We start from the raw sequence: 24,573 nt of genomic DNA on the forward strand, positions 1-24,573 counted from the left end.
GTGAGTCTCCCTCAGACGAGCGTCGCCCCGAGCGCGGGTCACGGTAATCCGGATGCGCCCGCCGGTAGGCTCGGTTCCCTGATGAGCGCCACGTTGATCGCCAAGGATCTCACCGCCGGCCACGGTGACCGCCTTCTCTTCTCCGACCTGAGCCTGGTCGTCGCGCCCGGCGACGTGGTCGGCCTGGTCGGGGTCAACGGCGCCGGCAAGTCCATGCTGCTGCGGACGCTGGCCGGCCTTCAACCCCGCGAGCAGGGCTCGGTGGCGTTGAACCCGCCCACCGCCACGGTCGGCTACCTGCCGCAGGAGCCGGAGCGCCGGCCCGGTGAGACGGTCCGGGACTTCCTGGCCCGGCGCACCGGCGTGACCGACGCGCAGGCCGCGCTGGACGCCGCCACCGAGGCGCTGACCGCCGGGGCGGCCGGCGCCGACGACGCGTACGCGACCGCCCTGGAACGGTGGCTCGACCTCGGCGGCGCGGATCTGGAGGAGCGGGCCGCGCAGGTCGCCGGCGAGCTGGGTCTCGACGTCGAGCTGGAGCACCCGATGACCGGCCTGTCCGGCGGGCAGGCGGCCCGGGCCGGGCTGGCCTCGCTGCTGCTCAGCCGCTACGACATCTTCCTGCTCGACGAGCCCACCAACGACCTCGACCTGGCCGGGCTGGACCGGCTGGAACGGTTCGTCACCGGGCTGCGCGCCGGCACCGTGCTGGTCAGCCACGACCGCGAGTTCCTCACCCGCACGGTCAACCGCATCGTGGAGCTGGACCTGCACCAGGGGCAGGTCAACCAGTACGGCGGCGGCTACGCGGCCTACCTGGAGGAGCGCGCCGTGGCGCGCCGGCACGCCCGCGAGGAGTTCGAGGAGTACGCCGACACGAAGGCCGACCTGGAGGCGCGCGCCCGGACCCAGCGGGCGTGGATGGAGAAGGGCGTGAAGAACGCCCGCCGCAAGGCCACCGACAACGACAAGATCGGCCGCAAGTTCCGGACCGAGTCGACCGAGAAGCAGGCCGCGAAGGCCAAGCAGACCGCCCGGCTGATCGAGCGGCTGGAGGTGGTCGAGGAGCCGCGCAAGGAGTGGGAGCTGCGGATGGAGATCGCCGCCGCGCCCCGCGCCGGCGCCGTCGTGGCCTCGCTGCGCGGTGCGGTCGTACGCCGGGGCGGCTTCACGCTCGGCCCGGTGGACCTGCAGATCGACTGGGCCGACCGGGTGGCGATCACCGGGGCGAACGGCTCCGGCAAGAGCACGCTGCTGGCCGCGCTGCTCGGCCGGCTGCCGCTGGACGAGGGCCACGCCGCGCTCGGCCCGGGCGTGGTGGTGGGCGAGGTGGACCAGGCCCGGGGGCTGTTCCTCGGCGACCAGCCGCTGCTCGACGCGTTCGGTGCCGCCGTACCCGATCTCGCCCCGGCGGACGTGCGGACGCTGCTGGCGAAGTTCGGGCTGCGCGCCGACCACGTGCTGCGGCCGGCCGCGACGCTGTCCCCCGGCGAGCGGACCCGGGCCGCGCTGGCCCTGCTCCAGGGGCGCGGCGTCAACCTGCTGGTGCTCGACGAGCCGACCAACCACCTCGACCTGGCCGCGATCGAGCAGTTGGAGTCGGCGCTGGCCACCTACCCGGGCACGCTGCTGCTGGTGACCCACGACCGGCGGATGCTGGACGCGGTGAGCGTGAACCGGCGGCTGCGCGTGGCCGACGGGCGGATCGCCGAGGATTGATCCGTGCCGACCGGCGCGCGCGGGGTCACAATGAGCCCATGCTCAAGTGGGAGTACGCGCTGCTGGTCCGCCGCCGCCAGGCCGCGACCACGGACACCGGCTGGGAGATCGTCTTCATCTGGTACGGCCCGGACGGCTCCATGATCGACGTGACGCCCTACGGCGACACCGCGCTGGCCCACCTGAACCGGGCCGGCGACCAGGGCTGGGAGCTGGTCGCGATGAGCGAGGACCCGTCGCTGCCCGGCAACGCCGAGCTGCACCGCTACCACCTGAAGCGCCCGAAGACGGCCCCGGCACAACCTCGCCAGCGCATGCGCGGCTCCCGAACCCCCCGCCGCACCCTCCCCACCTGACCCCCTCCCCTCCCTTCCGCTCCCCCCGTCCCGGCGGTGATCAAGGAGTTTGCGTCAGCGGGGCAGGCCGCTCTCGACACAAACTCCTTGGTCATCGTCGAGGGCGAGGGAGTGCGCATGCGGAAACGGCTCGTGCTGGCCGGCGGGTGACTACCGGCCCCGGGAGCGATATGACTCCTGGTCATATTTATGACTCTGAGTCATATCGTTGTCAGGGGGAATGCCTTCGTGGGCGCGACGCACCCGGGCGAGCGAGCCGCCGCCGGGAGGAAACAGCGTCGAGGGCCCTCGTCGGCGCGACGCACCCGGCCGGGCAGACCACCTCTGGAGGAATTCGTCGGCGCGGCAGGCCCGGACGGGTAAGCCGACGCCCGGTGATGCGGGCGCGGCGGAGGGGCCTACGGTCGCGCTCGGGGTCGGACGGCCGGGCGGCTCCTCGCGCGGTCGGTGACGGCCCGGGTGCATCCGGGCATCGGTCGGCAGCGCCTGGTGGGCGTGTATCGGGGCGAATTGGGGGTAACGCGCCGCCGGAGGTGGCACATGGTGGCGATGGGGCAGGCCGCGCTCTCGGGTGAGCGGCTCCGACAGGCCGACGGCTTCCTCGCCGAGGCGTGGGCCGACATGGCCCGGCACGACGAGCGGTTGCGCGGGGTGACCGTGGAGGTGAGCTTCGACCGGGGGGTGGCACACCTGACCGGCGAGGTCGCCGACCCGGCGGAGCTGCGACTGGTCCGGGAGATGATCGGCCGGCTGTCCGGGGTGCTCGGCGTGTGGTGCCGGGTGGGCGTCGCCGGCCGGCCGCCGGTGGTGGTCGACCTCGGCTGCGGGGCGACCAAGCAGTGGCCGGGCAACCTGGGGCTGGACATCTATCCGGCGCCCGGGGTGAACGCGGTCGCCAACCTCGCCGGCTCACTGCCGCTGCGCGACGACTCGGTCGACGTGTTCTTCGCGGTGCACATCGTCGAGCACCTGATCGACTTCCTGCCGCTGTTCGACGAGTGCCACCGGGTGCTCCGACCGGGCGGGGTGCTGCACGTGATGAGCCCCTGGTGGCGGCACGTCAACGCGGTCGCCGACCCGACCCACGTCCGCCTGCTCGACGTGCAGACGTTCAAGGGCATCTGCGGTCAGCGCCCGCCCGGCACCCCGCGCTGGTATCCGCTGCACGTCGGCTGCGACGGCGCCTCCGTCTTCGCCGACCTCACCCCTCTACCCCCCGACGCCCCCGCCCCACCCCTTTCCCACCTGGCCCGCTTCTTCGACTGACCCCACCACCTACCCCGGCGGGTGCGGTCAGGTGGGTGGGGCGGATTCGCGGAGGGCCAGGCGGTGGGGGGCGACCAGCTCCCTCGGCGGGGCCTCACGGTCGGCGCCGAGCCGGCCGGCGAGCAGCTCCACCGCGAGCCGGGCGACCCGCTCCTTGTCCGGCGCGACGGTGCTCAGCGTCGGGATCGAGAAGCGGCCGTCCTCGATGTCGTCGAAGCCGGCCACCGCCACGTCCTCGGGCACGCGCAGGCCCGCCTCGTGCAGGGCGCGCAACGCGCCGAGCGCGAGCGTGTCGTTGAAGCAGAACACGGCGTCGGGGCGTACCCCGGAGGTGAGCAGGTGCCGCATGGCGGCCGCGCCGTCGGCGCGGTGCCAGGCCGGCGCGGGCGCCACCAGGCTGTCGTCGTACGCGATGCCGGCCTCGGCCAGCGCGGCGGTGTAGCCGGCCAGGCGCAGCCGGGCGCTGGCCCCCTCGGGGGTGCGCTGCGACCCGATCGCGGCGATCCGGCGGCGGCCGAGGCCGACCAGGTGGGCGGTGATCTCCCGGGCGGCGGCCACGTTGTCGACCATGACGTGGTCGGCGGGGCCGTGGTCGACGCGCTCGCCGAGCAGCACCATCGGCAGTCCGTCGAGGGCGGCCAGGTCGTCGGCGGTGAGCGCGAGCGGGCTCAGGATCAGGCCGTCGATCATGTGGTCGCCGATCCCGCTGGCCGCCTTGCGTTCCTGCTCGGAGCCGCCGCCGGTCTGGTCGATCAGCACCGTCCAGCCGTGCTCGGCGGCGGCGGTGACCACGTGCCGGGCCAGCTCGGCGAAGTAGGGGATGTCCAGCTCTGGCACGGCCAGCGCGATCACGCCGGTGCGCCCCTTGCGCAGGTTGCGGGCGGAGAGGTTGGGCCGGTAGTGGAGTTCGGCGATGGCCTCCTCGACCCGGGCCCGGGTGTCGGCGCGGACGTGCTGGTAGCCGTTGACCACGTTCGAGACGGTCTTCACCGACACGCCGGCCCGCTCCGCCACGTCCTTGAGCCTGTGCCGCACTGAACTTCCCTCCCCGATGAACGCTGGCCGCACTCTACCGCGTCACGACGACGTAACGACCCCTTTACAGCGTTGCTTACAACGTTGTAGAAACCAGGGACACGGGTGACCGCGGTCACCCGGCGACAGCACCGAGGGAAAGGTGGCACTCGTGCCGAACGCGCAGCTCACGGTCGACCCGGCGTTCCGGGTCGGTCCGGCCGACCGACGGCTCTTCGGCTCCTTCGTCGAGCACATGGGCCGCTGCGTCTACGGCGGGGTCTACGAACCGGGGCACCCGACCGCCGATCCGCTCGGCCTCCGGCGCGACGTGCTGGACCTGACCCGGGAGATGGGCGTCTCGGTGGTCCGCTACCCCGGCGGCAACTTCGTCTCCGGCTACCGCTGGGAGGACGGCGTCGGGCCGGTGGGCGACCGCCCGCGCCGGCTCGACCTGGCCTGGAAGACGATCGAGACCAACGCGTTCGGCCTGGACGAGTTCATGACCTGGGCGGCCGAGGCCGAGGTCGAGCCGATGATGGCGGTCAACCTCGGCACCCGCGGCGTGGCCGAGGCCTGCGACCTGCTGGAGTACGCCAACCACCCGGGCGGCACACACCTGTCCGACCTGCGCCGCAAGCACGGCGCCGAGCAGCCGTACGGGGTGCGGCTGTGGTGTCTCGGCAACGAGATGGACGGGCCGTGGCAGGTCGGGCACAAGACCGCCGACGAGTACGGCCGGCTGGCCGCCGAGACCGCCCGCGCCATGAAGATGATCGACCCGTCGATCAGCCTGATCGCCTCCGGCAGCTCCAACCGGCAGATGTCCACGTACGCGTCGTGGGAGGCGACGGTTCTGGAGCACACCTACGAGCACGTCGACTACATCTCCGCCCACACCTACTACGACCCCTCGGACGGCGACCGGGCCAGCATCCTCGCCTCCGCCGTCGACATGGACGCCTTCATCACCGAGGTGACCGCCACCGCCGACCACGTCGGCGCCAAGCTGCGGCAGAAGCGCAAGCTGAAGATCTCCTTCGACGAGTGGAACGTCTGGTACCAGTCCCGTCTCCAGGCCGACCTGGACCGGCGCGGCTGGGTCGAGGCCCCGGCGCTGATCGAGGACGACTTCACCGCGGTCGACGCGGTCGTGGTGGGCGACCTGCTGATCACCCTGCTCCGGCACGCCGACCGGGTGGGCGTGGCCTGCCAGGCGCAGCTCGCCAACGTGATCGCCCCGATCCGCACCCGCACCGGCGGCCCCGCCTGGCGGCAGAGCATCTTCCACCCGTTCGCCCTCACCGCCCGGCACGCGCGCGGCACGGTCCTGCGCACCGAGCCGGTCGGCCCGACCTACCGGACCAGCCGGTACGGCGACGTGCCGGTGCTGGACACCGTCGCCGTGCACGACGAGGAGACCGGCGGCCTGGCCGTCTTCGCGGTCAACCGCGGCCCGAACGACGTCCCGCTCGACTTGGACCTGCGCGGCCTGCCCGGCCTGCGCGCCGAGGCGCACACCACCCTCGCGGCCGGGGCCGACCCCGCCGCCACCAACACCGAGGCGGACCCCGAGCGGGTCACGCCGCGGCAGCTCCACACCCCCACCCTCGACGGCGGCCGCTGCACCGTGGCGCTGCCCGCCACCTCCTGGAACCTGCTGCGGTTCGCCCCGCAGTCGTGACCAGGCAATACTTCATCCCGTCCCCCAAGGAGTAAGCATGATCCAGAACGAGATGAGCCGGCGGCGCCTGCTCGGCCTCGGCCTCGGCCTCGGTGCGGCGGCCTCGCTGACGCTGACCGGATGCGGTGGCGGCAGCAGCTCCGGCCCGTCCGGCGCGGCCGGCAACGGCGGCAAGGACTACACCGGGCCGAAGGTCGACCTCAAGCTGTGGAACGGCTTCACCGGCGGCGACGGCGACATCTTCAAGGCCCTGGTGCAGCAGTTCAACAGCGAGCACCAGAACATCGCGGTCAGCGTGATCACGTACCAGTGGGAGGACTACTACAGCAAGCTCCCCGGCGCGGTCTCCAGCGGCAACGGCCCGGACATCGCGGTCATGCACATGGACCAGCTCGCCACGTTCGCCGCCCGCGGCACGATCAGCGAACTGGACGACGTGGCCAAGACCCTGGAGCTGAGCGAGGGCGACTTCGCCCCGACGGTGTGGAAGGGCGGCCTCTACAACGACAAGCGGTACGGCATCCCGCTGGACATGCACCCGCTCGGCTTCTACTACAACAAGGCCGTCATGCAGAAGGCCGGCCTGGACCCGAACAAGCCGCCGGCGACGAAGGACGAGTACACCGCCGCGCTGACCGAGCTGAAGAAGTCCGGCGTGCAGGGCTTCTGGGTCAGCCCGTTCCAGTTCACCGGCGGCATGACGTTCTACAGCCTGCTGCACCAGTGGGGCGGGAAGCTCTTCGACGACGAGGTGGCGAAGGCGACCTTCAACTCCGACCCGGCGGTCGAGGCGTGCACCTGGCTGGTCGACCTGATCAAGCAGGGCCACTCGCCGGCCAACGTCGGCCAGGACGCCGACTACCTGGCGTTCAAGAGCGGCAAGAACGCGTTCAACTGGAACGGCATCTGGCAGATCAACGACCTGAAGAAGAGCGCGAACGTGGAGTGGGGCGTGGCCCCGCTGCCCCAGATCGGCACCCAGCAGGCCGCCTGGGCGAACTCGCACAACTTCACCATCGTCAAGCAGCGCGCGGCCAACGACAACAAGGTCTCCGGCGCCAAGGTCTTCATCAACTGGCTGAGCCAGCACTCGCTGGACTGGGCCAAGGGCGGCCAGGTGCCGGCCCGCAAGGCGGTCCGGGACAGCGCCGAGTTCAAGGCGCTCACCGAGGTCAACGCGCTCGCGCCGGAGCTGGAGTACGCCGCGTTCCCGCCGGCGGCCCCGGGTCTCGGCGAGACGATGCTGACCTTCTACAGCGCCTTCAACGAGGCGGCGCTGGGCAAGAAGTCGCCGAAGCAGGCCCTGGACGACGGCGTGGCGAAGGCCAACAAGCAGCTCGAGGACAACCGCAAGAAGTACGGGAACTGATCCGTCGTGGCGGACGTGATCGAGGTCGGGGCGGCGCGTGACGGCGCGCCGCCCCCGGCGGGGCGTACCCGCCGCCGGGGCGCGACGGAACGCGGCAACCGGGCCACGCCGTACCTCTTCCTCGCGCCGTACCTGGTCCTGTTCGGCGTCTTCGGCCTGGCGCCGATCCTGTTCGGGGTCTGGATCAGCCTGCACCAGTGGGACCTCCAGCTGCCCAACCGGCCGTTCATCGGGCTGGACAACTACCAGGACCTGTTCTCCAGCGACTCGGCCATCTACGGGGACTGGTGGTCCAGCGTCCGGGCGACCGGGATCTTCACCCTCTTCTCGGTGCCGCTGCTGGTGGTCGTCCCGCTGGGGCTGGCGCTGCTGCTCAACCGCTCGTTCCCCGGCCGCACGTTCTTCCGGGCCGCGTTCTTCGCCCCGTACGTGCTCGGCGTGGCGGTGATCGGCCTGCTCTGGCGGTTCCTGCTCGACGCCAACCTGGGCCTGGTCAACCGGCTGCTCGGCCTGGTCGGACTCCCGTCGGACACGCCGTGGGTCACCGACGTGCCGTGGGCCTGGGTCTCGCTGGTCGGCGTGACCGTGTGGTGGACCTGCGGCTTCAACGCGGTGATCTACCTGGCCGGCCTCCAGGACATCCCGGCCGAGCTGTACGAGGCGGCGAAGGTCGACGGGGCCGGCGGCTGGGACCGCTTCCGCCACGTCACGATCCCCGGCCTGCGCCCGGTCCTGCTCTTCGTCTTCACCACCACGATCCTCGCCTCGGCGAACGTCTTCGGGCAGGCCTTCCTGATCACCCAGGGCGCGCCGGGCGAACAGACCCGGACCGTGGTCTGGCGGATCGTCGACGAGGGGCTGCGCGACTACGACGCCGGTCGGGCCGCCGCGATGAGCGTGTTCTTCGCGCTGATGCTGGCGGTGGTGAGCATCGTCAACTTCCGGCTGTTCCGCTACCGGGAAGACTGAGGGGACCGCCATGTCGAAGTTGCGTCCGGCGCTGCGCTACGCCGTCCTGCTCCTGATCACCGCGATCTTCGTGACTCCCCTGGTCTGGATGTTGCTGACCTCGGTGAAGACCTACGACGACGCGCAGCAGGTCCCGCCGGGCTGGCTGCCGAACCCGTTCTCCACCTACGGCTACGACCAGATCCTGAACAACGCGGCCAACCCGGTGCTGCGCTGGTTCCTCAACAGCATGCTGGCGGCCACCCTGCACACGCTGCTGGTGCTGGTCACCGCGTCGATGGCCGCGTACGCCCTGGCCCGGATGCGGTTCCGCGGCCGCAAGGTGCTGTTCGCGCTGATCGTCGGCACCCTGTTCCTGCCGCCGACCTCGCTGATCATCCCGAATTTCATCATCGCCGAGCGGCTGAGCTGGATCGACACGCTGACCGTGGTGATCGTGCCCGGCGCGGCCAGCGCGTTCGGGGTGTTCTTCCTGCGCCAGTTCTTCCTCTCCATCCCGGCCGAGCTGGAGGAGGCGGCGGTGCTGGACGGGGCGAACCAGTGGCAGATCTTCCGTCAGGTGCTGCTGCCGCTGTCGAAGCCGGCGCTGGCCACGCTGGCGGTGCTGTCGTTCCTCACCAACTGGAACGACTTCCTCTGGCCGGTGTACGTGCTGTTCAGCCCGGAGCGGCTGACCCTGCCGGCGGGCCTGGGCCTGCTCCAGGGCGCGTACGTGACCGACTACCCGGTCATCATGGCGGGCGCGATGCTGGCCAGCGTGCCGGTGCTGATCCTGTTCGTGCTGGCGCAACGTCACGTCATCCAGGGCGTCTCCCGCAGCGGCCTGAAGGGATGACCGGCCGACGACTCCGGCGACGCGGCGCGGCGGCCCTGGCCGCCGCGCTGCTCGTCGCCGGCTGCGACAGCGGACCCACCCCCTCGAGTACGCCGGAGGACGCGCGCGTGTTCACCAACCCGGTCGTCCGCAGCGACGCCCCCGACCCGCAGGCGATCCGGGTCGGCGAGACCTGGTACCTGTTCCACACCAACGCCGGCGGACGTAACGTCCCGGTGCTCACCTCACCCGACCTGGTCGAGTGGACCCCGGCCGGCGACGCGCTGCCGGAGTTGCCGGACTGGGCGGACGCGGGCAAGACCTGGGCGCCCGAGGTGATCCAGCTCGCCCCGGACCGGTTCGTCCTCTACTACACCGTGGCCGACCGCGCCTCCGGCCGGCAGTGCCTGGGCCGGGCGGTGGCGAGCACGCCGCTCGGCCCGTACGTCGACGACTCCGCCGCACCGCTGGTCTGCCAGGCGGACCTGGGCGGCTCGATCGACGCCAGCCCGTTCCGGGACACCGACGGCAGCCTGTGGTTGCTGTGGAAGAACGACGGCAACGCGATCGGGGTGGACACCTGGCTCTGGTCGCAGCGCCTCTCCCCGGACGGGCTGCGGCTGACCGGCCCGGCGGCGAAGCTGCTGAAGCAGACCGAGCCGTGGGAGGGCACCCTGATCGAAGGGCCGTTCCTGCACCGGCACGACGGGAAGCTGTTCCTGTTCTTCGCCGCCAACGCGTACGACAAGGACACCTACGCCGAGGGCTACGCGGTGTGCGAGGGGCCGGCCGGGCCGTGCGTGAAGGCGCCGGAGAACCCGATCCTGAAGAGCAACGACGTGGCGTCCGGGCCGGGGCACGCCTCGATGGTGGAGAAGGACGGGCGTACCTGGCTGATCTACCACGCGTGGCCGCCGGGGCAGGAGGGCGCCACCGACCCGGGTCGGCAGGTGTGGCTGGACGAGATCGTCTGGACCGACGGCAAGCCGGTGCTCAAGGGCCCCACCGGGTCCGCCCAGCCCCGCCCGTAAGGAAGGGCCCCCTCTTAACGCCTCCGGTAGAGGAAGGGCCCCTTCTTAACACCGGGGTGTTAAGAAGGGGCCCTTCCTTCCGGGGGTCAGGGGGTGGGGGCGGGCTCGGGGGTGTCCGAGGAGTGCTCGCGGCGGGCCAGGCGGTTCTTGCGGTGCCCGTAGCCGAAGTAGATGATGCCGCCGAGCAGCATCCACGCCAGGAACCGCAGCCAGGTCTCCACCGACAGGTTCAACATCAGGTAGAGGCAGGCCAGCGCGGAGACGATCGGCAGCACCGGCGAGAACGGCACCTTGAACGGCCGGTTCAGGTCGGGGCGCCGCTTGCGCAGGATCGGCACCGCGATCGAGACCAGCACGAACGCGCAGAGCGCGCCGATGCTGACCAGGTCGGCCAGCGCGGAGAGCGGCAGGAAGCCGGCGAGCAGCGCGACCCCCACCGTCATGATCGCGGAGATCCGGTACGGGGTGCCCCAGCGCGGGTGCACCTTGGCGATCGAGGGCGGGATGAGCCCGTCCCGGGCGATGGCGAAGCCGATCCGGCCCATGGCCACCAGGTCGACCAGGATCACGCTGGTCAGGCCGGCGATCGCGGCGATGGAGACGAGCACCGCGGCCCATCCGGCGCCGGCCGCCTTGAACGCGGACGCGATCGGCGCGCCCTCGTCGATCTCGGTGTACTTGACCATGCCGACGACGACCAGCGAGACGCCGATGTAGAGCACGGTGGAGATCAGCAGCGTGCCGAGCAGGCCCAGCGGCAGGTCCCGCTTGGGCTTGCGGGTCTCCTCACCCAGGTTCGCCACGGCCTCGAACCCGGTGTACGCGAAGAACACCACGGCGGCGGCGGTGAGCACGCCGGCGAAGCCGAAGACGGAGGGTTCCATCCCGAAGATGGCCTGGGTCACCGGCTGCCGGATCCCGTCCTCGCCGGCGCCGGCCGGCTCGCTGGACGGGACGAACGGGCTGAGGTTGGCCGCCTTCACGAAGAACAGCCCGGCGATGATGATGAAGGCACAGATCGCCACCTTCACCAGGACCAGCAGGTTGGTCACCCGGGCGGACTCCCGGATGCCGACGATGCCGATCGCGCCGAGCACCAGCACGATGGCGATCGCGCCGAGGTTGACGATGCTGCCCTCCTCGGCGAACCAGGCGCTGGGCAGGCCGACGAGGTCGGCGAGGTAGCCGGACCAGCCCCGGGCCACCACCGCCGCGCCGAGCGCGAACTCCAGCAGCAGGTCCCAGCCGATGATCCAGGCGACGATCTCGCCCATGGTCGCGTACGCGTAGGTGTAGGCGCTGCCGGCGGTCGGCACGCTGGCGGCCAGCTCGGCGTAGCAGAGCGCGGCGAGCAGCGCGACCACCCCGGCGATGCCGAAGGAGATCACCACACCCGGGCCGGCGCTGTTCTTCGCCTCGATGCCGGTCAGCGTGAAGATGCCGGTGCCGATCACGATCCCGATGCCGAAGCCCATCAGGTCGAACGAGCCGAGCCGGCGACGCAGCCCGGGTTTGCCGTCGCTGCCGTCGGCGTCACCCTGGGCGAGCACGTCCTGGATCGGCTTGGTCCGCAGGACTGACATGGATCACCTCCCCCACGGTGTGACCACCTCGGTGGCGGTCCGTGACCGGCCAAGCTACCCAGCCCCTCCACCAACCAATCCACCACCTGACGTGTCGGTTCGGTCACCATACGAAACGTGCGCCACCCGCCGGGGCGCCGACGGTGCGGACCGGACGCATCGATCCGGCGCGGGGGTCTTGCGCCGCGTACGGATTGATGAAAGTTTTCTACCGGTGACTTGAGTCACGCGGCGAATCTTGCCGTCCCACCGGACCCGACGAAGGGACCGCACCGCATGAAGGCAACTCGGCTGGGAGCCGCCGCGCTGGCCGCGGCGCTGCTCGGCGCGCTGGTCGCCGGCACCCCGGCGCAGGCCGCGCCGGCGCCCACCTCCACCGACACGACCTCCACCGACTGCGTCACGAACCCGGCCACGCCGAAGCGGCAGTTCCGGGCCATGTGGATCGCCTCGGTGACGAACATCGACTGGCCCAGCAAGGACTCCTGGACCGCGCCGGACCGGGTGGCCAAGCAGAAGGCCGAATATCTGGCCTGGCTCGACCTGGCCCAGAAGCTCAACCACAACGCCGTCGTGGTCCAGGTCCGCCCGACCGCCGACGCGTTCTGGCCCTCGCCGTACGAGCCGTGGTCGGAGTACCTGACCGGGGTGCGCGGCCAGGACCCGGGCTGGGACCCGCTGGCCTTCCTGGTCGCCGAGTCGCACAAGCGGAACCTGGAGTTCCACGCCTGGTTCAACCCGTACCGGGTCTCCATGCCCGCGCCCGGCGGCGCCGGCGCCGACCTGTCGAAGCTGGCGCCGAACAGCCCGGCCCGGCAGCACCCCGACTGGGTCTTCGCCTACCCGCCCGCCGGCGTCGCCGGCAGCCGGCTCTACTACAACCCCGGCATCCCCGAGGTCCGCGAGTTCGTCCAGACCGCGATGATGGACGCGGTCAAGCGGTACGACGTCGACGGCGTGCACTTCGACGACTACTTCTACCCGTACCCGAGCGGCACCTACCAGGTGCCGGACGACGCCACGTTCGCGCAGTACAACCGCGGCTTCACCGACAAGGCCGACTGGCGGCGGGACAACATCAACCTGCTGATGCAGGAGATGAATGCCAAGATCAAGGCGGCCAAGCCGTGGGTGAAGTTCGGGGTCAGCCCGTTCGGCATCTGGCGCAACGCCTCGGCCGACCCGAACGGCTCGGACACCACCGGCTCGCAGTCGTACGACATCATCTCCGCCGACACCCGTAAGTGGATCAAGGAGGAATGGATCGACTACGTCGTGCCGCAGCTCTACTGGTACATCGGCCAGTACCCGGCGGCCGACTACGCCCGGCTGGTGCCGTGGTGGGCCGAGCAGGTGCGCGGCACCAAGGTCCAGCTCTACATCGGCCAGGCCGACTACAAGAGCGGTGAGCCGGCGTACGGGTCGTTCTGGATGAACCCGCAGGAGCTGTCGAACCACCTGACGTTGAACCGGTCGTACCCGGAGGTGCTCGGCAACGTGCACTTCTCGGCGGTGCAGGTCCGGGCCAACCGGCTCGGCGCCACCGACATCTACGCCGCCGAGCACTACTCCCGCCCGGCGCTGGTGCCCACGATGACCCACCTGCCGCACAAGCCGCTGCTGTTCCCGGTGGTCACCAGGGCGCAGCGGGAGGCGGACGGGGTGCGGCTGAGCTGGCGGCAGCCGGCCGACGGCAGGGGCCCGCTCGGCACCGCCACGTCGTACGCGATCTACCGGTTCGACGGCCTCGGCCTGGCCGGTCGCTGCGACTTCGCCGACGCCTCCCACCTGGTCGGCACCGTCCGGGCCACCGACGGCGCCACCCAGTCCTGGGTGGACACCACGGCGGCCGCCGGCACCCGGTACACCTACTACGTGACCGCGCTGGACCGGCTGGCGAACGAGAGCCCGGCGAGCCTGCCGCGCTTCGTCCGCTGATCCCACCGGATGCCCCCGGGCCGCCACGGCGGCCCGGGGGCATTCGTCTGTTTGGGCGGATGTCAGCGAGCCGTTTCCCGGGCCATCGCCCCCCGTCATCCCATTGATCGACACTTGTCGAAATCCGGAGATCCCGGGTTGTCACCCGTCCCGACGCCCACCCCGCGGAGGTCCCCGTGTCCCGTCGCCTCGCCACCGCCCTCGCCGCCGGAACGCTCGCCCTGCTCACCCTGCTCGGCCTGGCCACACCGGCCGCCGCCGCGGTGAGCACCCAGCAGAAACTCTCGGTGCTGTCGTCCTGGACCCAGACCAGCGCCTCCAGCTACAACGCCTGGAACAGCGCCCGGCTGAACAAGACCCCCTGGGCCGAGTACGGCTTCGACTGGTCCACCGACTACTGCTCGTCCAGCCCGGACAACCCGCTCGGCTTCACCTTCAACCTGTCCTGCTACCGGCACGACTTCGGCTACCGCAACCACAAGGCCATGGGCATCTTCCCGGCCAACAAGTCCCGCCTCGACAGTGCCTTCTACGCGGACCTGAAGCGGGTCTGCGCCACCTACAACTCGGTGGTCCGTCCGGCCTGCTACAGCCTGGCCTGGACCTACTACCAGGCGGTCAGCATCTTCGGCTCGGTCGCCGCGGTGCAGCAGGCCGACCTCGACCGCGCCGCCCGGATGAAGGCCGACGCCGAGCGCCGCGCCGCCGTCCGCGGCTGACCCGCCGCCGGGCGGCCCTCGCCGGGCCGCCCGGCCGGCGTGCCCGTGGCCCGGGCCCGACCCGGCGTCACCCGGCCCGCCGGTCAACCTGTCGTGCCGCGCGGCTCGGCGGTCAGCCCGTCGTGCTGCGCGGCTCGGCGGCCGGCCGGGGGCCGGCGGTGGGCGTCCCGAACCGGGGCGAGTCCGCCGCCAGGTCGGGGTGCTCGACGTGCAGGGCCAGCGCCGCCGCCTCGTCCAACCGCAGGCCGGCCCCGGCGGCGTAGGCCGCGTCGAACGCCTCGTCGCCCAGCGCCCGGCGCAGCTCCGCCTGCCGGCCCAGCCAGTACGGCCCGTGGATGCCCGGGGTGGCCCGCAGATTGGCCCGGGTGGCCTGGGCCGCGCCGAAGAGCCGGGCGGCGGACACCGCGTCCCCGGCCAGCGCGCAGCGCACCGCGATCGCGTTGATCGTGTCGCAGGCCCGGCCCAGGTAGCCGTGGCTCATCCGGGACCGCAACGCCACCAGCAGGTGCTCGTGCGCGGCCACCAGGTCTCCCCGGGACAGCGCCACCATGCCGAGCAGCATGTCCACCGAGCGGCGGCCCCGCTCGACCGGCCGGGCCGCCTCCACCGGGCGGGCCGCGCCGAGCAGGTCGGCCGCCTCGTCCAACGCGCCCCGGCGCCAGAGCAGCTCGGCCAGGTTGTAGACGGCGAGCAGCGCGTCCCCCACCACGTCCTGCGCGTACGCCCAGTCGATCACCTCGCGGCAGACCCGCTCCGCCTCGGCGAACTGTCCCATGTCGACCAGCGGCGCGGCGCGACCGGCCAGCACCCGGGCCAGCAGCCCCCGGTCGCCGGCCTGCCGGGCGGCCGCCTCGGCCCGCTGCGAGTAGCGCAGCTCCTCGGCGAACTCGCCGTCGGCCCCGGCGTGCAGCGAGTGCATGTGGTAGGCCGCGGCCAGCTCCGCCTCCGGGATCGCCTCCCCGGTCTCGGCGATCCGCCCGTAGAGCCGGAACAGCCAGAGCCGCCCCTCGCGGGCCAGCCCGCGCTCCCGCCACCACTGGTCCAGACCGCCGGCCAGGTGCAGGCCCGACCGGGCGCTGCCGCCGGTGGCGCACCAGCGGAGCGCGGCCCGCAACTCCCCGGCCAGCGGGTCGAGCGCGTAGAGGGAGAGCGTCACCGGGCGACCGTCCGGGCCCAGGTGCGCCCGGTCCAACGCGTGCCGGGACCAGGCGACGTGCCGGTCCCGGGCGCTCTGCTCCTCGCCCGTGGAGATCAGGCGACGCGCCGCGTAGGCCCGGATCGGGTCCAGCATCCGGTAGGTGCTGCCCGACGCGTGCGGCTCGGCCAGCACCATCGACTTGTCCACCAGCACCGACAGCGGGTCCAGCGGATCCTCGTCCAGCAGCCACTGCACGGTCGGCAGGTCCACCGGGCCGGCGAAGACCGCCAGCCAGCGCAGCAGCCGCGCCGAGCGCGCCCCGAGCGTGCGGTAGGACCAGGTCACCGTGGCCTGGATGGTCAGGTGTCGTTCGCTGGCCGAGCGCTGCACCGCCCGGCTCGCCGGGCTCGGCGGGGCGGCGCCGGTCGCGGCGGCCACCAGGTCGACGGTGTCCTGCTGGTTGCCGCTCCAGCCGGCCTCCACCGGCGGCGGCTCCGCCGCCTCCCGGCCGGCGTCCAGCGTGCCCAGCATGTCGTCGAGCCGCTCGGCCAGCTGACCGGCCGACAGCACCCGCAGCCGCGCCGCGGCCAGCTCGATGGCGAGCGGCAACCCGTCCAGCCGCCGGACCACCCGGCGCAGGTCGGCCTGCTCCGCCGGATCCGGCGCCCGGCCACCCCGGGCCGCCGCCGTCCGGTCCAGCAGCAGGGCCACCGCGTCGCTGGCGCCCCCGCCCGGCTCCTCGTCCACCGACAGCGGCGGAATCCGCCACACCACCTCACCGGGTACGCCGAACGACTCCCGGCTGGTCGCCAGCACCCGCACGCCCCGGCCGCCGGCCAGCAGCCGGGAGATCACCTCGGCGGACGCGCCCGGCTGGGCGTCGCACGTGTCCAGCACCACCAGCATCCGGCGCGGCGCCGCGTACTCGACCAGGGTGTCGACCATCGGCCGGCCCGGCTCCGGGCGCAGGCCGAGCACGGCGGCGATCTCGAACGCCACCAGCCCGGGATCGGTCACCGCGGCGATGTCGACGAACCACACACCGTCCGGATAGTCCTCGACGATCCCGGAGGCCAGCTCCACCGCCAGCCGCGTCTTGCCGGCGCCGCCCGCGCCGAGCACGGTCACCAGCCGGTACGCCTCGACCAGCCGACCCAGCTCGGCGCGCTCGAAGTGCCGGCCGACGAACGAGGTGGCCGGGGTGGGCAGGTTGTGCGCCGCCGCGTCGGCCGTACGCGGTCGCGGGAACCGCCGTTCCAGACCGGGCGCGACGAGCTGGAACAGCCGCTCCCGGTCGTCGAAGCCGCGCAGCCGGTGCAGGCCGAGGTCGAGCAGGGACGCGCCGTCCGGCAGCGGGTCGGCGAGCCGGGCGGTGGCCGCCGAGCAGAGCACCTGCCCGCCGTGCGCCGCGGCGGCCACCCGGGCCGCCCGGTGCACCTCGGGGCTGGCGTACTCGCCGTCGCGCGGCTCGGCGTAGCCGGTGTGCAGGCCCATCCGCACCCGGGGCGTGGCGTCGGGGTTGGGCCAGTTGTGCCCGACGAGCGCGCGCTGGGCGGCCATGCAGGCGTGCACCGCGGCGGCCGCGTCCGGGAAGGCGAGGAAGAACGAGTCGCCCTCGGTCAGCAGCTCCGCCCCGTCGGTGCCGGCCAGCGTGTCCCGCAGCAACCGGCGGTGCTCGCGCAGCACGGGACGGTAGACCGGCCCGAGCATCCGGGCCATCCGGGTCGAGCCCTCGATGTCGGTGAACACGAAGGTCACCCACCCGCTGGGGAGGTGGATCCGTGGCGACATACGTCGAACCTCCGCCCGCTGACGTCGGGTTCATGCTGCCCTATGATCGCGTCGTCACGCATCGTGAGAACGGTCGGGCCGATTCCGACTCAAGGTGCCAAAGGATCACACGGGCGGCAAGCCCCGGATCGACCGGCGGGCCGGGTGAGCGCGTCGCGTCAGCAACCGCAGGCGCCGCCGCAGCAGCCACCGCCGCCGGGCGCGGGGGCCCCGCCCACCGGGCCCGACCCGCCGCGACCGGTGAAGGCGACGGTGGACAGCAGCTTCACGGTGTCCGCGTGGCCCTGGGGGCAGGTGGCGGGCCGGCCGGCCTCGGCCATCGGACGGTTGACCTCGAAGGTGTCGCCGCAGGCGCGGCAGCGGAACTCGTACCGGGGCATGCGGCCAGCGTACGGCCGGGCCTGACGTCGTCGCACCGATGGGTGATACTCGACGGGTGGTGGACGGCGAACGGCGGAACACGGCCCGGCCCCTGCGACCCGCCGCGCCGCCCGACGGCGGCGCCGGGCCGGTCCCTCGCCCCCGCCGTGCCCGGTCCGGCTCCCCCGCCTCCGGGACGGCGCCGTCCACACCGGAAGACAGGTCCACGGCCGAGCACACGGCGTCCACGGGGAAGTCGACGCCCACGGCCGGGTCGACATCCTCGGCCGGGTCGACATCCTCGGCCGGGTCAGGCACGGAGGCCGGCGCCGGGCAGCCCGGCGTCGGTGGCCGGCGGCGGCGGATGCCCTTCGCGCACGCGGGCCCGGTGCGACCCCGGCAGCTCGCCGTGGGCGCGGCCCGGGCCACCCGGGACTGGTCCCGCCGGCCGAGCGGGCGCACCACCCTGCCGGCGTTGTTCCTGCTCGCCCTGGTCGGGGCCGCCACCGCGGCCGGCGCGGTGCTGGTGCCGGCCGCCATCCGCAAGCCGGAGCCGGTCGCCGTGGAGGCCACCTCGGCCGCACCGGTCTTCGGCGTCCCGCAGACCGCCCCGGCGCCGGGGCTGACCGGCGCGCCCGTGCTCCCCGGGCCGACCGGCTTCCCGGGCAGCCTCGGGCCGTCCGGCACACCGCCGCCCGGTGGCGTGACCACCGCCCCGGCGCTGCCGACCGGCCGCCCGGCCGACGCGCTGGCGGGTTGGGCCCAGCGGGTCAGCGGCACCACCGACGTCCCGGCGGTGGCGTTGCAGGCCTACGGCTACGCCGAGCTGGTGCTCGCCCAGACCCACCGCAGCTGCCAGTTGAGCTGGACCACGCTCGCCGCGATCGGCTATGTGGAGTCCCGGCACGGCACCACCGGCGGGGTCACGCTGCTGCCCAGCGGCCTGACCTCCAAGGAGATCCGGGGCGACGCGCTCGACGGGCAGGGCGGCCGGTCCCGGATCCTCGACACCGACCAGGGGCAGCTCGACGGCGACCGGGTCTACGACCGGGCGATCGGCCCGATGCAGTTCATCCCGGGCACCTGGCAGGAGATCGGCGCGGACGCCGACAACGACGGCGTGAAGAACCCGCACGACATCGACGACGCCGCGCTGGCCGCCGGCGAATACCTGTGCAAGGGCGGCCGGAACATGACCATCCCGGGTGACTGGTGGGGCGCGATCCTGTCCTACAACGATGTGCGGCGCTACGCCCAGGACGTCTTCACCAAGGCCGACGAGTACGGGCGGCGCAGCGGCACGTGACGTGACGGCTCGCGTACATTCGCGGACTCAACCCTTCCCCCGGGCAGCGGTTGACGGCAAGCTAGACGGGTGATGGTGCGCGAGTGGGACCCTCGGACCGCGTCGTCCGCCGAGATCGCGTCGCTGCTGGACACGCTGAACGCGGTCCTGGCGGCTGATCTGCCGCAGGATCCGCCCTGGCGGGAGAGCTCCATGCGGGAATACCTGTCCGAGGTGATGCCCGGCGAACGACGGATCTCCTGGATCGCCCAGGACGACCCGGCCCCGGACGGCACCCCCGGTGACATCGTCGGGCACGTCCACGTGCTCCTGCTCGGCGGGATCGGCGTGCTGGAGGTGCTGGTGCACCCGGCGGTCCGGCGCACCGGGCTCGGCCGCGAGCTGGTGCGGGTGGCCGCCCGCCGGGTCTGGGACGAGGGCTTCCAGTCGATCGGCGTCGAGGTGGTCGGCGACACCCCGGCCGTCGCGTTCTACGAGGCGCTGGGCTTCACCCGGGAATACGTGGAGACCCGCAGCGTGCTCGACCTGAGCACGGTGGACTGGCCGGCGCTCGCGGAGATGGCCACCGAGGTCGGCGCGGGCTACCACGTCGAGTTCTGGCCGGGCGGCCCGCCGGACCCGCTGATCGAGGCGTACGCGCGGGCGAAGGCCGAGGTGCGCGACGTGGACGACGGCGAGCTGCGGCCCAGCTCCTACGATCCCGAACGTCTGCGGGACAGCCTCGACACGCTGCACCGGCGGGGCATGAAGCCGTACATCGTGCTGGCGTTGCACGAGCAGACCGGCGAGGTGGCCGGCCTGACCGAGGTGGTGGTGCCGGCACAGCACCCCACCCGCGCCGACCAGTACGACACCATCGTGGTCCGGGACCACCGGGGCTACGGCATCGACCGGGCCATCAAGGCCCGGATGCTGCTGGAGTTGCGCTCGGCCGAGCCCGAGGTGGCCGAGGTGCAGACCTGGAACGCGCAGGCCAACGAGTCGATGCTCAAGGTCAACGCCGAACTGGGCTACCGCACCGACCGCGACTGGTGTGAATACGGTGTGGACGTCGCCGAGCTGGTGCACCGGCTGGACAGTCACCGCTGACGCCTGTTCACCAAACGGCTGCCCGGGGGATGGACGTCGGACGGCCACGCCCCTTAACGTGCGTTAGTTCCCCGCCCACCCATCGTGGAGGCTCCATGCGCCCGCGCCGCACCATCGCCGCGCTCGCGACCACCGCCGCCGTCACCGTCACGGCCATCGGTGTCGCGCCCCCCGCGGCCAGCGCCGCGCCCACCGACCTGTTCATCTCCGAATACGTCGAGGGGTCGTCCAACAACAAGGCCGTCGAGCTGTACAACGGCACCGGCGCCCCGGTCGACCTGGCCGCCGGGGGCTACCAGCTCCAGTTCCACTTCAACGGCGCGACCACCTCCACCACCGTGGCGCTGACCGGCACCGTCGCCGCCGGGGACGTGTTCGTCTTCGCCGCCGCGTCGGCCGGGCCGGCGATCCTCGCCCAGGCCGACCAGACGTACGCCGGCTCGCTGTTCAACGGCGACGACGCGATCGTGCTGCGCCGGGGCGAGACCGTCGTCGACGCCCTCGGCCAGGTCGGCGTCGACCCGGGCACCGAGTGGGGCGGCGGGCTCACCAGCACGGCCGACAACACGCTGCGCCGGCTGCCCTCGGTGACCGCCGGCGACACCGACCCGTCGGACCCGTTCGACCCGGCCGCCCAGTGGGCCGGGTTCGCCACCGACACGTTCGACGGGCTGGGCAGCCACAGCGTCGACGGCGGCGGCCCGGTCGACCAGCCGCCGACGCTGACCTGCGGCGGCGCGCTGACGCTGGAGGCGGGCGCCACGGCCACCCGGGCGGTGACCGCGACCGACGCCGACGACACGGTCACCGACCTCGCGGTCACCTCGGTCGCGCCGGCGCCCGCGAGCGGCTCGATCAGCCGTACCGCGTTCACCCCGGCCACCGCGGCCGGCGGCACCGCCACCGCGACGCTGACCGCGACGGGCCTGCCGGCCGGCAGCTACGCGGTCACCGTGACCTCGACGGACGCCGAGGGCGGCACCGCCACCTGCACGCTCACCGTGCAGGCCACCAGCGTGCTGTCGGTGGGCGAGGTGCAGGGCCGCACCGCCGACGACGAGAGCGGCCGCACCGATCGGTCGCCGCTCGCGCCGGCCAGCGGCAACGGCACCAGCACCCTGCTGTACGACGTCCGGGGCGTGATCACCGGCAAGTCGCTGACCCGCACCTCGGCCGGGGCCGACCAGTGGGGCTTCTACCTGCAGAGCCGGCTCGGCAGCGAGGACGGCGACCCGCTCACCTCGGACGGCCTGTTCGTCTTCATGGGCTCGTTCACCACGCTGATCGGCGGCTACGCCCCGACCGTCGGGGACGAGGTCGTGCTGCGCGGGCGGGTCTCGGAATACTTCAACCAGACCCAGCTCTCCGGCGCCTCGCTGGTGCGCAAGCTCGACTCCGGGCTCGACGTGGACACCGTGGTCCGGGTGGCCGACGCGGTCCCGCCGGCCGAGGCGGACGCCGCCGACCTGTTCTGGGAGCGGCACGAGGGCGAGCGGATGCGGGTCCGGGCCGGCAGCGGTGTCTCCGCGCCCCGGCACATCTACTCCTCCACCGCCGACTCCGAGATCTACGTGCTGGACCGGGAGGACCCGGTGATGAAGCGGTCCGACCCGTACGCCCGCCGGGTGTTCCGGGACGCGCACCCGCTGGACGACATCCCGGGCACGCTCTTCGACAACGGCAACAACCAGCGGATCCTGCTGGGGGCCGGTGGCGTGAAGGCGACCGCCGGCGACTCCACCGCGCTGCTGCCCGAGGCGCGCACGTTCGACACGCTCACCGAGGACGCCTACGGCTCCGTCTCGTACGCGTTCAGCAAGTACAGCGTGCAGCCCGAGCAGCTCACCCTGACCGGCGGCGCGGACCCGGCGGAGAACAACCCGCCGCGCCCGGCGGACCGGACCAGCGAGGTCGCGGTCGCCACGTACAACGTGGAGAACCTGTACGACTACCGGGACGACCCGTTCGACGGCTGCGACTTCGCCGGCAACAGCGGCTGCCCCGGCGTCAGCCCGCCGTTCGACTACGTGCCGGCCAGCCCGGAGGCCTACACCGCCAAGCTGGGCGTGCAGGCGCGGCAGATCGTCACCTCGCTGCACAGCCCTGACCTGATCCTCGTGCAGGAGGCCGAGGACCAGGACATCTGCTCGGTGGTCGACGGCAACCTCACCTGCGGGGACACCGACAACGCCGACGGCGCGCCGGACACGGTGCAGGAGTTGGCGTTGGCCGTGGCGGCGAACGGCGGTCCCGCCTACGCCGCCGCGTACGACCGCACCGGCGCGGACGCCCGGGGCATCGCCTCGGCGTTCCTCTACCGCACCGACCGGCTGACGTTGGCCCAGGCCACCGCCGCCGACCCGCTGCTGGGCTCCGCCCCGACGGTCACGTACCGCTCGGCCGCGCTGCCGTCGAACGCGGACGTGCAGAACCCGAAGGCGTTCAACGCGGTGCTCCCCGAGGACGTGGACCGGTCCACCGGGGTGGACGGCAGCAACGTCTACACCCGCGCGGCGCAGCTGGCCCGCTTCACGGTCAGGGCGGCGCCCGGCTCGACCGAGAACTTCACGCTCTGGGCGGTGGCCAACCACTTCTCCTCCGGCCCGGACAGCCGGGTCGGGCAGCGCCGGGAGCAGGCCGCGTACGGCGCGGCGATGGTGCGGGCGGTCGAGGCGTCCGACCCGTCCGCCCGGGTGGTCTACGGCGGCGACCTGAACGTCTTCCCCCGCCCCGACGACCCGATCGCGACCGGGCAGAACCCCACCCCGTCGGACCAGCTCGCCCCGCTCTACCAGGCCGGCCTGCACAACCTCTGGGACGACCTGGTGGCGGACGCGCCGGCCGCGGCCTACTCGTACACCTTCAGCGGGCAGGCCCAGACGCTGGACAGCATGTTCGTCAACGACCCGATGCACGACGACCTGGTGCAGGTGCGGACGGCGCACATCAACGCCGACTACCCCACCGACGCCGGGCAGCTGGGTGACCGGGGCGCCAGCGACCACGACCCGACGGTGGCCCGGTTCCGCTCCCGCGCCGCGCTGCGGGTGGCCGACTCCTCCGTCACCGAGGGCGACAAGGGCACCCGCACGATGACGTTCACCGTCACCGTGTCCCGCCCGCTCTCCGAGCCCGCCCTGCTGTGTGCCGCCACCTACGGCACGACCGCGCAGGCCGGGACGGACTACGACCCGTACGTGGGTTGCCGGGTGCTGCCCGCGGGCCGGACGTCGCTGGACTTCCCGGTCACCGTGCGCGGTGACCGTAAGCGCGAGGCGGACGAGCGGCTCACGCTGTACGTGGCCGGGGTGCCGGGGCTCCGGCTGGCCGACCCGTCCGGCGTCGGAACGATCCTGAACGACGACTGAGCGCCACCCCTGACGGCGGCCCGTCGTCCGGCTCACGGCCGGATCGGCGGGCCGCCGCGGTATCCGCACCGTTGCGGGTCGGGCGGAGGCGGGACGCTCCGGTACTTGGCCACCCGCACCTCCCACTGACTACGGCGGCGCAACGCGTCCCGGACGGCCCGGTCCCGGTAGAACGTCTCCGGCGGCCGGGCCAGCCCGTAGATGTCGGCCCACCACTCCCCCGGCTCCGGGTCGGTGATGACGTCGAGGTGCGACGGGTAGCGCCGCCCGGCGTCGTCGCGCAGGTCGGCCCGGTCCCGCATCGGCTTGAGCACCGCGCCCCGCTCGTCGACCACCACGAGCCGGAACCCGGCCGTGCCGACGATGCGCGACAGCATGCCGAGACTGGGCAGCAGAGCGCCCGCTTCGATCCGCCCGACGGTGCTCGGATGCACCCGGGCGAACCGGGCCAACTCCCGCTGACTGGCGTCGGCGCGGCGACGGACCGCCCGGACGATCCCGGCGGCCGGAAAGGGAACGTCGAAGGGCTCGGTGACCAGCACGGACGGCGGTTCCCCCGCGGCGTAGGCCGCGACGTCGGTACCGCACCCGTGCTCGCCGACTGCCTCCGGCCCGGTGCTGGCGGGACGCGCGGGGTCGGCTGGGTCGGCGGGGTCGGCGCCGCCGTTGGCGGGACGCGCGGGGTCGGCGGGGTCGGCGCCGCCGTTGGCCTCGGCGGTGTCCGTCGGAATGCTCACCTCGCCACGGTCCCGTCCCGCCGCGCCGGCCGGCAACCTCGTGCCCTGTCCCTGTGGAAAACCCGGGATCAGACGCCGTTGCTCGGCTTCCCGACCGCCCAATCAGCACAAAGAGTAACGGTAACTGCTGGTAATGGAATGCGGCACGAGCGGTGGCATGTAACCCGCCTGAAGCGGTCATAAGTACCGCCAGTCGTTGGTCGACCACCACGCTCTCTGGTGACTTTGCTCTGCACTCACAGGGTCATCAGCAACGGAGCGTGCACGATGCATCCATGGCTGCAGAGCAAAGTCGCCGAGAGGTGATGCCTATGGCAGGAAG

Annotated in this window: 18 protein-coding genes; 13 read left to right on the forward strand and 5 right to left on the reverse strand. The window is 72.8% G+C overall.

Going from position 1 to position 24,573, the window contains the following annotated elements; all coding sequences use genetic code 11:
- Window positions 1-81: 81 nt before the first annotated feature.
- The 3 genes from ACN27B_RS06365 to ACN27B_RS06375 all read left to right on the forward strand — a co-directional run bounded on the left by ACN27B_RS06365 (window position 82) and on the right by ACN27B_RS06375 (window position 3,341).
- Window positions 82-1,719: an ABC-F family ATP-binding cassette domain-containing protein gene (locus tag ACN27B_RS06365; protein WP_422743891.1), complete on the forward strand. Its 1,638-nt coding sequence runs from the start codon at window positions 82-84 to the stop codon at window positions 1,717-1,719.
- 38 nt (window positions 1,720-1,757) lie between these two features.
- Window positions 1,758-2,075, forward strand: a complete 318-nt coding sequence (locus ACN27B_RS06370; protein ID WP_091569484.1) for a hypothetical protein — start codon at window positions 1,758-1,760, stop codon at window positions 2,073-2,075.
- A 540-nt stretch (window positions 2,076-2,615) separates the two neighbouring features.
- Window positions 2,616-3,341 (forward strand): methyltransferase domain-containing protein, encoded by a 726-nt coding sequence (locus ACN27B_RS06375; protein WP_099163571.1) that lies wholly within the window; start codon window positions 2,616-2,618, stop codon window positions 3,339-3,341.
- Window positions 3,342-3,368: 27 nt separating this feature from the next.
- On the opposite strand, the gene ACN27B_RS06380 is transcribed toward ACN27B_RS06375, so the two are convergent.
- Window positions 3,369-4,376, reverse strand: a complete 1,008-nt coding sequence (locus ACN27B_RS06380) for a LacI family DNA-binding transcriptional regulator (protein WP_099163570.1) — start codon at window positions 4,374-4,376, stop codon at window positions 3,369-3,371.
- 151 nt (window positions 4,377-4,527) lie between these two features.
- Here ACN27B_RS06380 and ACN27B_RS06385 point away from each other — a divergent pair, with 151 nt between their 5' ends.
- Genes ACN27B_RS06385 through ACN27B_RS06405 form a run of 5 tightly spaced genes read left to right on the forward strand, consistent with a single transcriptional unit; the run spans window position 4,528 to window position 10,222 of the window.
- Entirely contained in the window at window positions 4,528-6,039 is a 1,512-nt protein-coding gene (locus tag ACN27B_RS06385) for an alpha-N-arabinofuranosidase (protein ID WP_422743894.1), read from the forward strand.
- 37 nt (window positions 6,040-6,076) lie between these two features.
- Window positions 6,077-7,408 carry an ABC transporter substrate-binding protein gene (locus ACN27B_RS06390; protein WP_422743896.1) on the forward strand — a complete coding sequence of 444 codons (1,332 nt, stop codon included), beginning with the start codon at window positions 6,077-6,079 and terminating at the stop codon, window positions 7,406-7,408.
- A 6-nt stretch (window positions 7,409-7,414) separates the two neighbouring features.
- Entirely contained in the window at window positions 7,415-8,377 is a 963-nt protein-coding gene (locus ACN27B_RS06395) for a carbohydrate ABC transporter permease (protein ID WP_091569461.1), read from the forward strand.
- Between the two features lie 10 nt (window positions 8,378-8,387).
- Window positions 8,388-9,212 (forward strand): carbohydrate ABC transporter permease, encoded by an 825-nt coding sequence (locus tag ACN27B_RS06400; RefSeq protein WP_099163567.1) that lies wholly within the window; start codon window positions 8,388-8,390, stop codon window positions 9,210-9,212.
- Complete coding sequence (locus ACN27B_RS06405) at window positions 9,209-10,222, forward strand: glycoside hydrolase family 43 protein (RefSeq protein WP_422743899.1); 1,014 nt, start codon at window positions 9,209-9,211, stop codon at window positions 10,220-10,222. The genes ACN27B_RS06400 and ACN27B_RS06405 overlap by 4 nt, the downstream gene beginning before the upstream one ends.
- 86 nt (window positions 10,223-10,308) lie before the next feature.
- On the opposite strand, the gene ACN27B_RS06410 is transcribed toward ACN27B_RS06405, so the two are convergent.
- Window positions 10,309-11,805 carry an amino acid permease gene (locus ACN27B_RS06410; protein WP_281588050.1) on the reverse strand — a complete coding sequence of 499 codons (1,497 nt, stop codon included), beginning with the start codon at window positions 11,803-11,805 and terminating at the stop codon, window positions 10,309-10,311.
- 276 nt (window positions 11,806-12,081) lie between these two features.
- On the opposite strand from ACN27B_RS06410, the gene ACN27B_RS06415 reads away from it, so the two are divergent.
- A complete protein-coding gene (locus tag ACN27B_RS06415; RefSeq protein ID WP_422743901.1) occupies window positions 12,082-13,743 on the forward strand; it encodes a glycoside hydrolase family 10 protein in 1,662 nt (553 codons plus the stop codon).
- A 176-nt stretch (window positions 13,744-13,919) separates the two neighbouring features.
- On the forward strand, window positions 13,920-14,462 hold the full coding sequence (locus tag ACN27B_RS06420; RefSeq protein WP_091569438.1) for a phospholipase: 543 nt from the start codon (window positions 13,920-13,922) through the stop codon (window positions 14,460-14,462).
- A gap of 112 nt (window positions 14,463-14,574) precedes the next feature.
- Here ACN27B_RS06420 and ACN27B_RS06425 read toward each other — a convergent pair whose 3' ends face one another.
- Together ACN27B_RS06425 and ACN27B_RS06430 are read right to left on the reverse strand one after the other, a co-directional pair.
- Window positions 14,575-17,391: an ATP-binding protein gene (locus tag ACN27B_RS06425; protein WP_099163563.1), complete on the reverse strand. Its 2,817-nt coding sequence runs from the start codon at window positions 17,389-17,391 to the stop codon at window positions 14,575-14,577.
- A 158-nt stretch (window positions 17,392-17,549) separates the two neighbouring features.
- Window positions 17,550-17,771 (reverse strand): FmdB family zinc ribbon protein, encoded by a 222-nt coding sequence (locus ACN27B_RS06430; protein WP_099163562.1) that lies wholly within the window; start codon window positions 17,769-17,771, stop codon window positions 17,550-17,552.
- 56 nt (window positions 17,772-17,827) lie between these two features.
- Here ACN27B_RS06430 and ACN27B_RS06435 point away from each other — a divergent pair, with 56 nt between their 5' ends.
- The 3 genes from ACN27B_RS06435 to ACN27B_RS06445 all read left to right on the forward strand — a co-directional run bounded on the left by ACN27B_RS06435 (window position 17,828) and on the right by ACN27B_RS06445 (window position 23,514).
- Entirely contained in the window at window positions 17,828-19,057 is a 1,230-nt protein-coding gene (locus ACN27B_RS06435) for a murein transglycosylase (protein ID WP_422745860.1), read from the forward strand.
- A 72-nt stretch (window positions 19,058-19,129) separates the two neighbouring features.
- Window positions 19,130-20,146, forward strand: coding sequence for a GNAT family N-acetyltransferase (locus tag ACN27B_RS06440; protein ID WP_099163560.1), 1,017 nt, complete (start codon window positions 19,130-19,132; stop codon window positions 20,144-20,146).
- Window positions 20,147-20,241: 95 nt separating this feature from the next.
- Window positions 20,242-23,514, forward strand: a complete 3,273-nt coding sequence (locus tag ACN27B_RS06445; RefSeq protein WP_422743904.1) for a lamin tail domain-containing protein — start codon at window positions 20,242-20,244, stop codon at window positions 23,512-23,514.
- Window positions 23,515-23,546: 32 nt separating this feature from the next.
- Here ACN27B_RS06445 and ACN27B_RS06450 read toward each other — a convergent pair whose 3' ends face one another.
- Window positions 23,547-24,251 (reverse strand): helix-turn-helix domain-containing protein, encoded by a 705-nt coding sequence (locus ACN27B_RS06450; RefSeq protein ID WP_422743906.1) that lies wholly within the window; start codon window positions 24,249-24,251, stop codon window positions 23,547-23,549.
- Window positions 24,252-24,573: the final 322 nt, after the last annotated feature.

It is taken from the genome of Micromonospora sp. WMMD754 (assembly GCF_049315235.1).
GTDB classification, from domain to species: Bacteria; Actinomycetota; Actinomycetes; order Mycobacteriales; family Micromonosporaceae; genus Micromonospora; species Micromonospora sediminicola.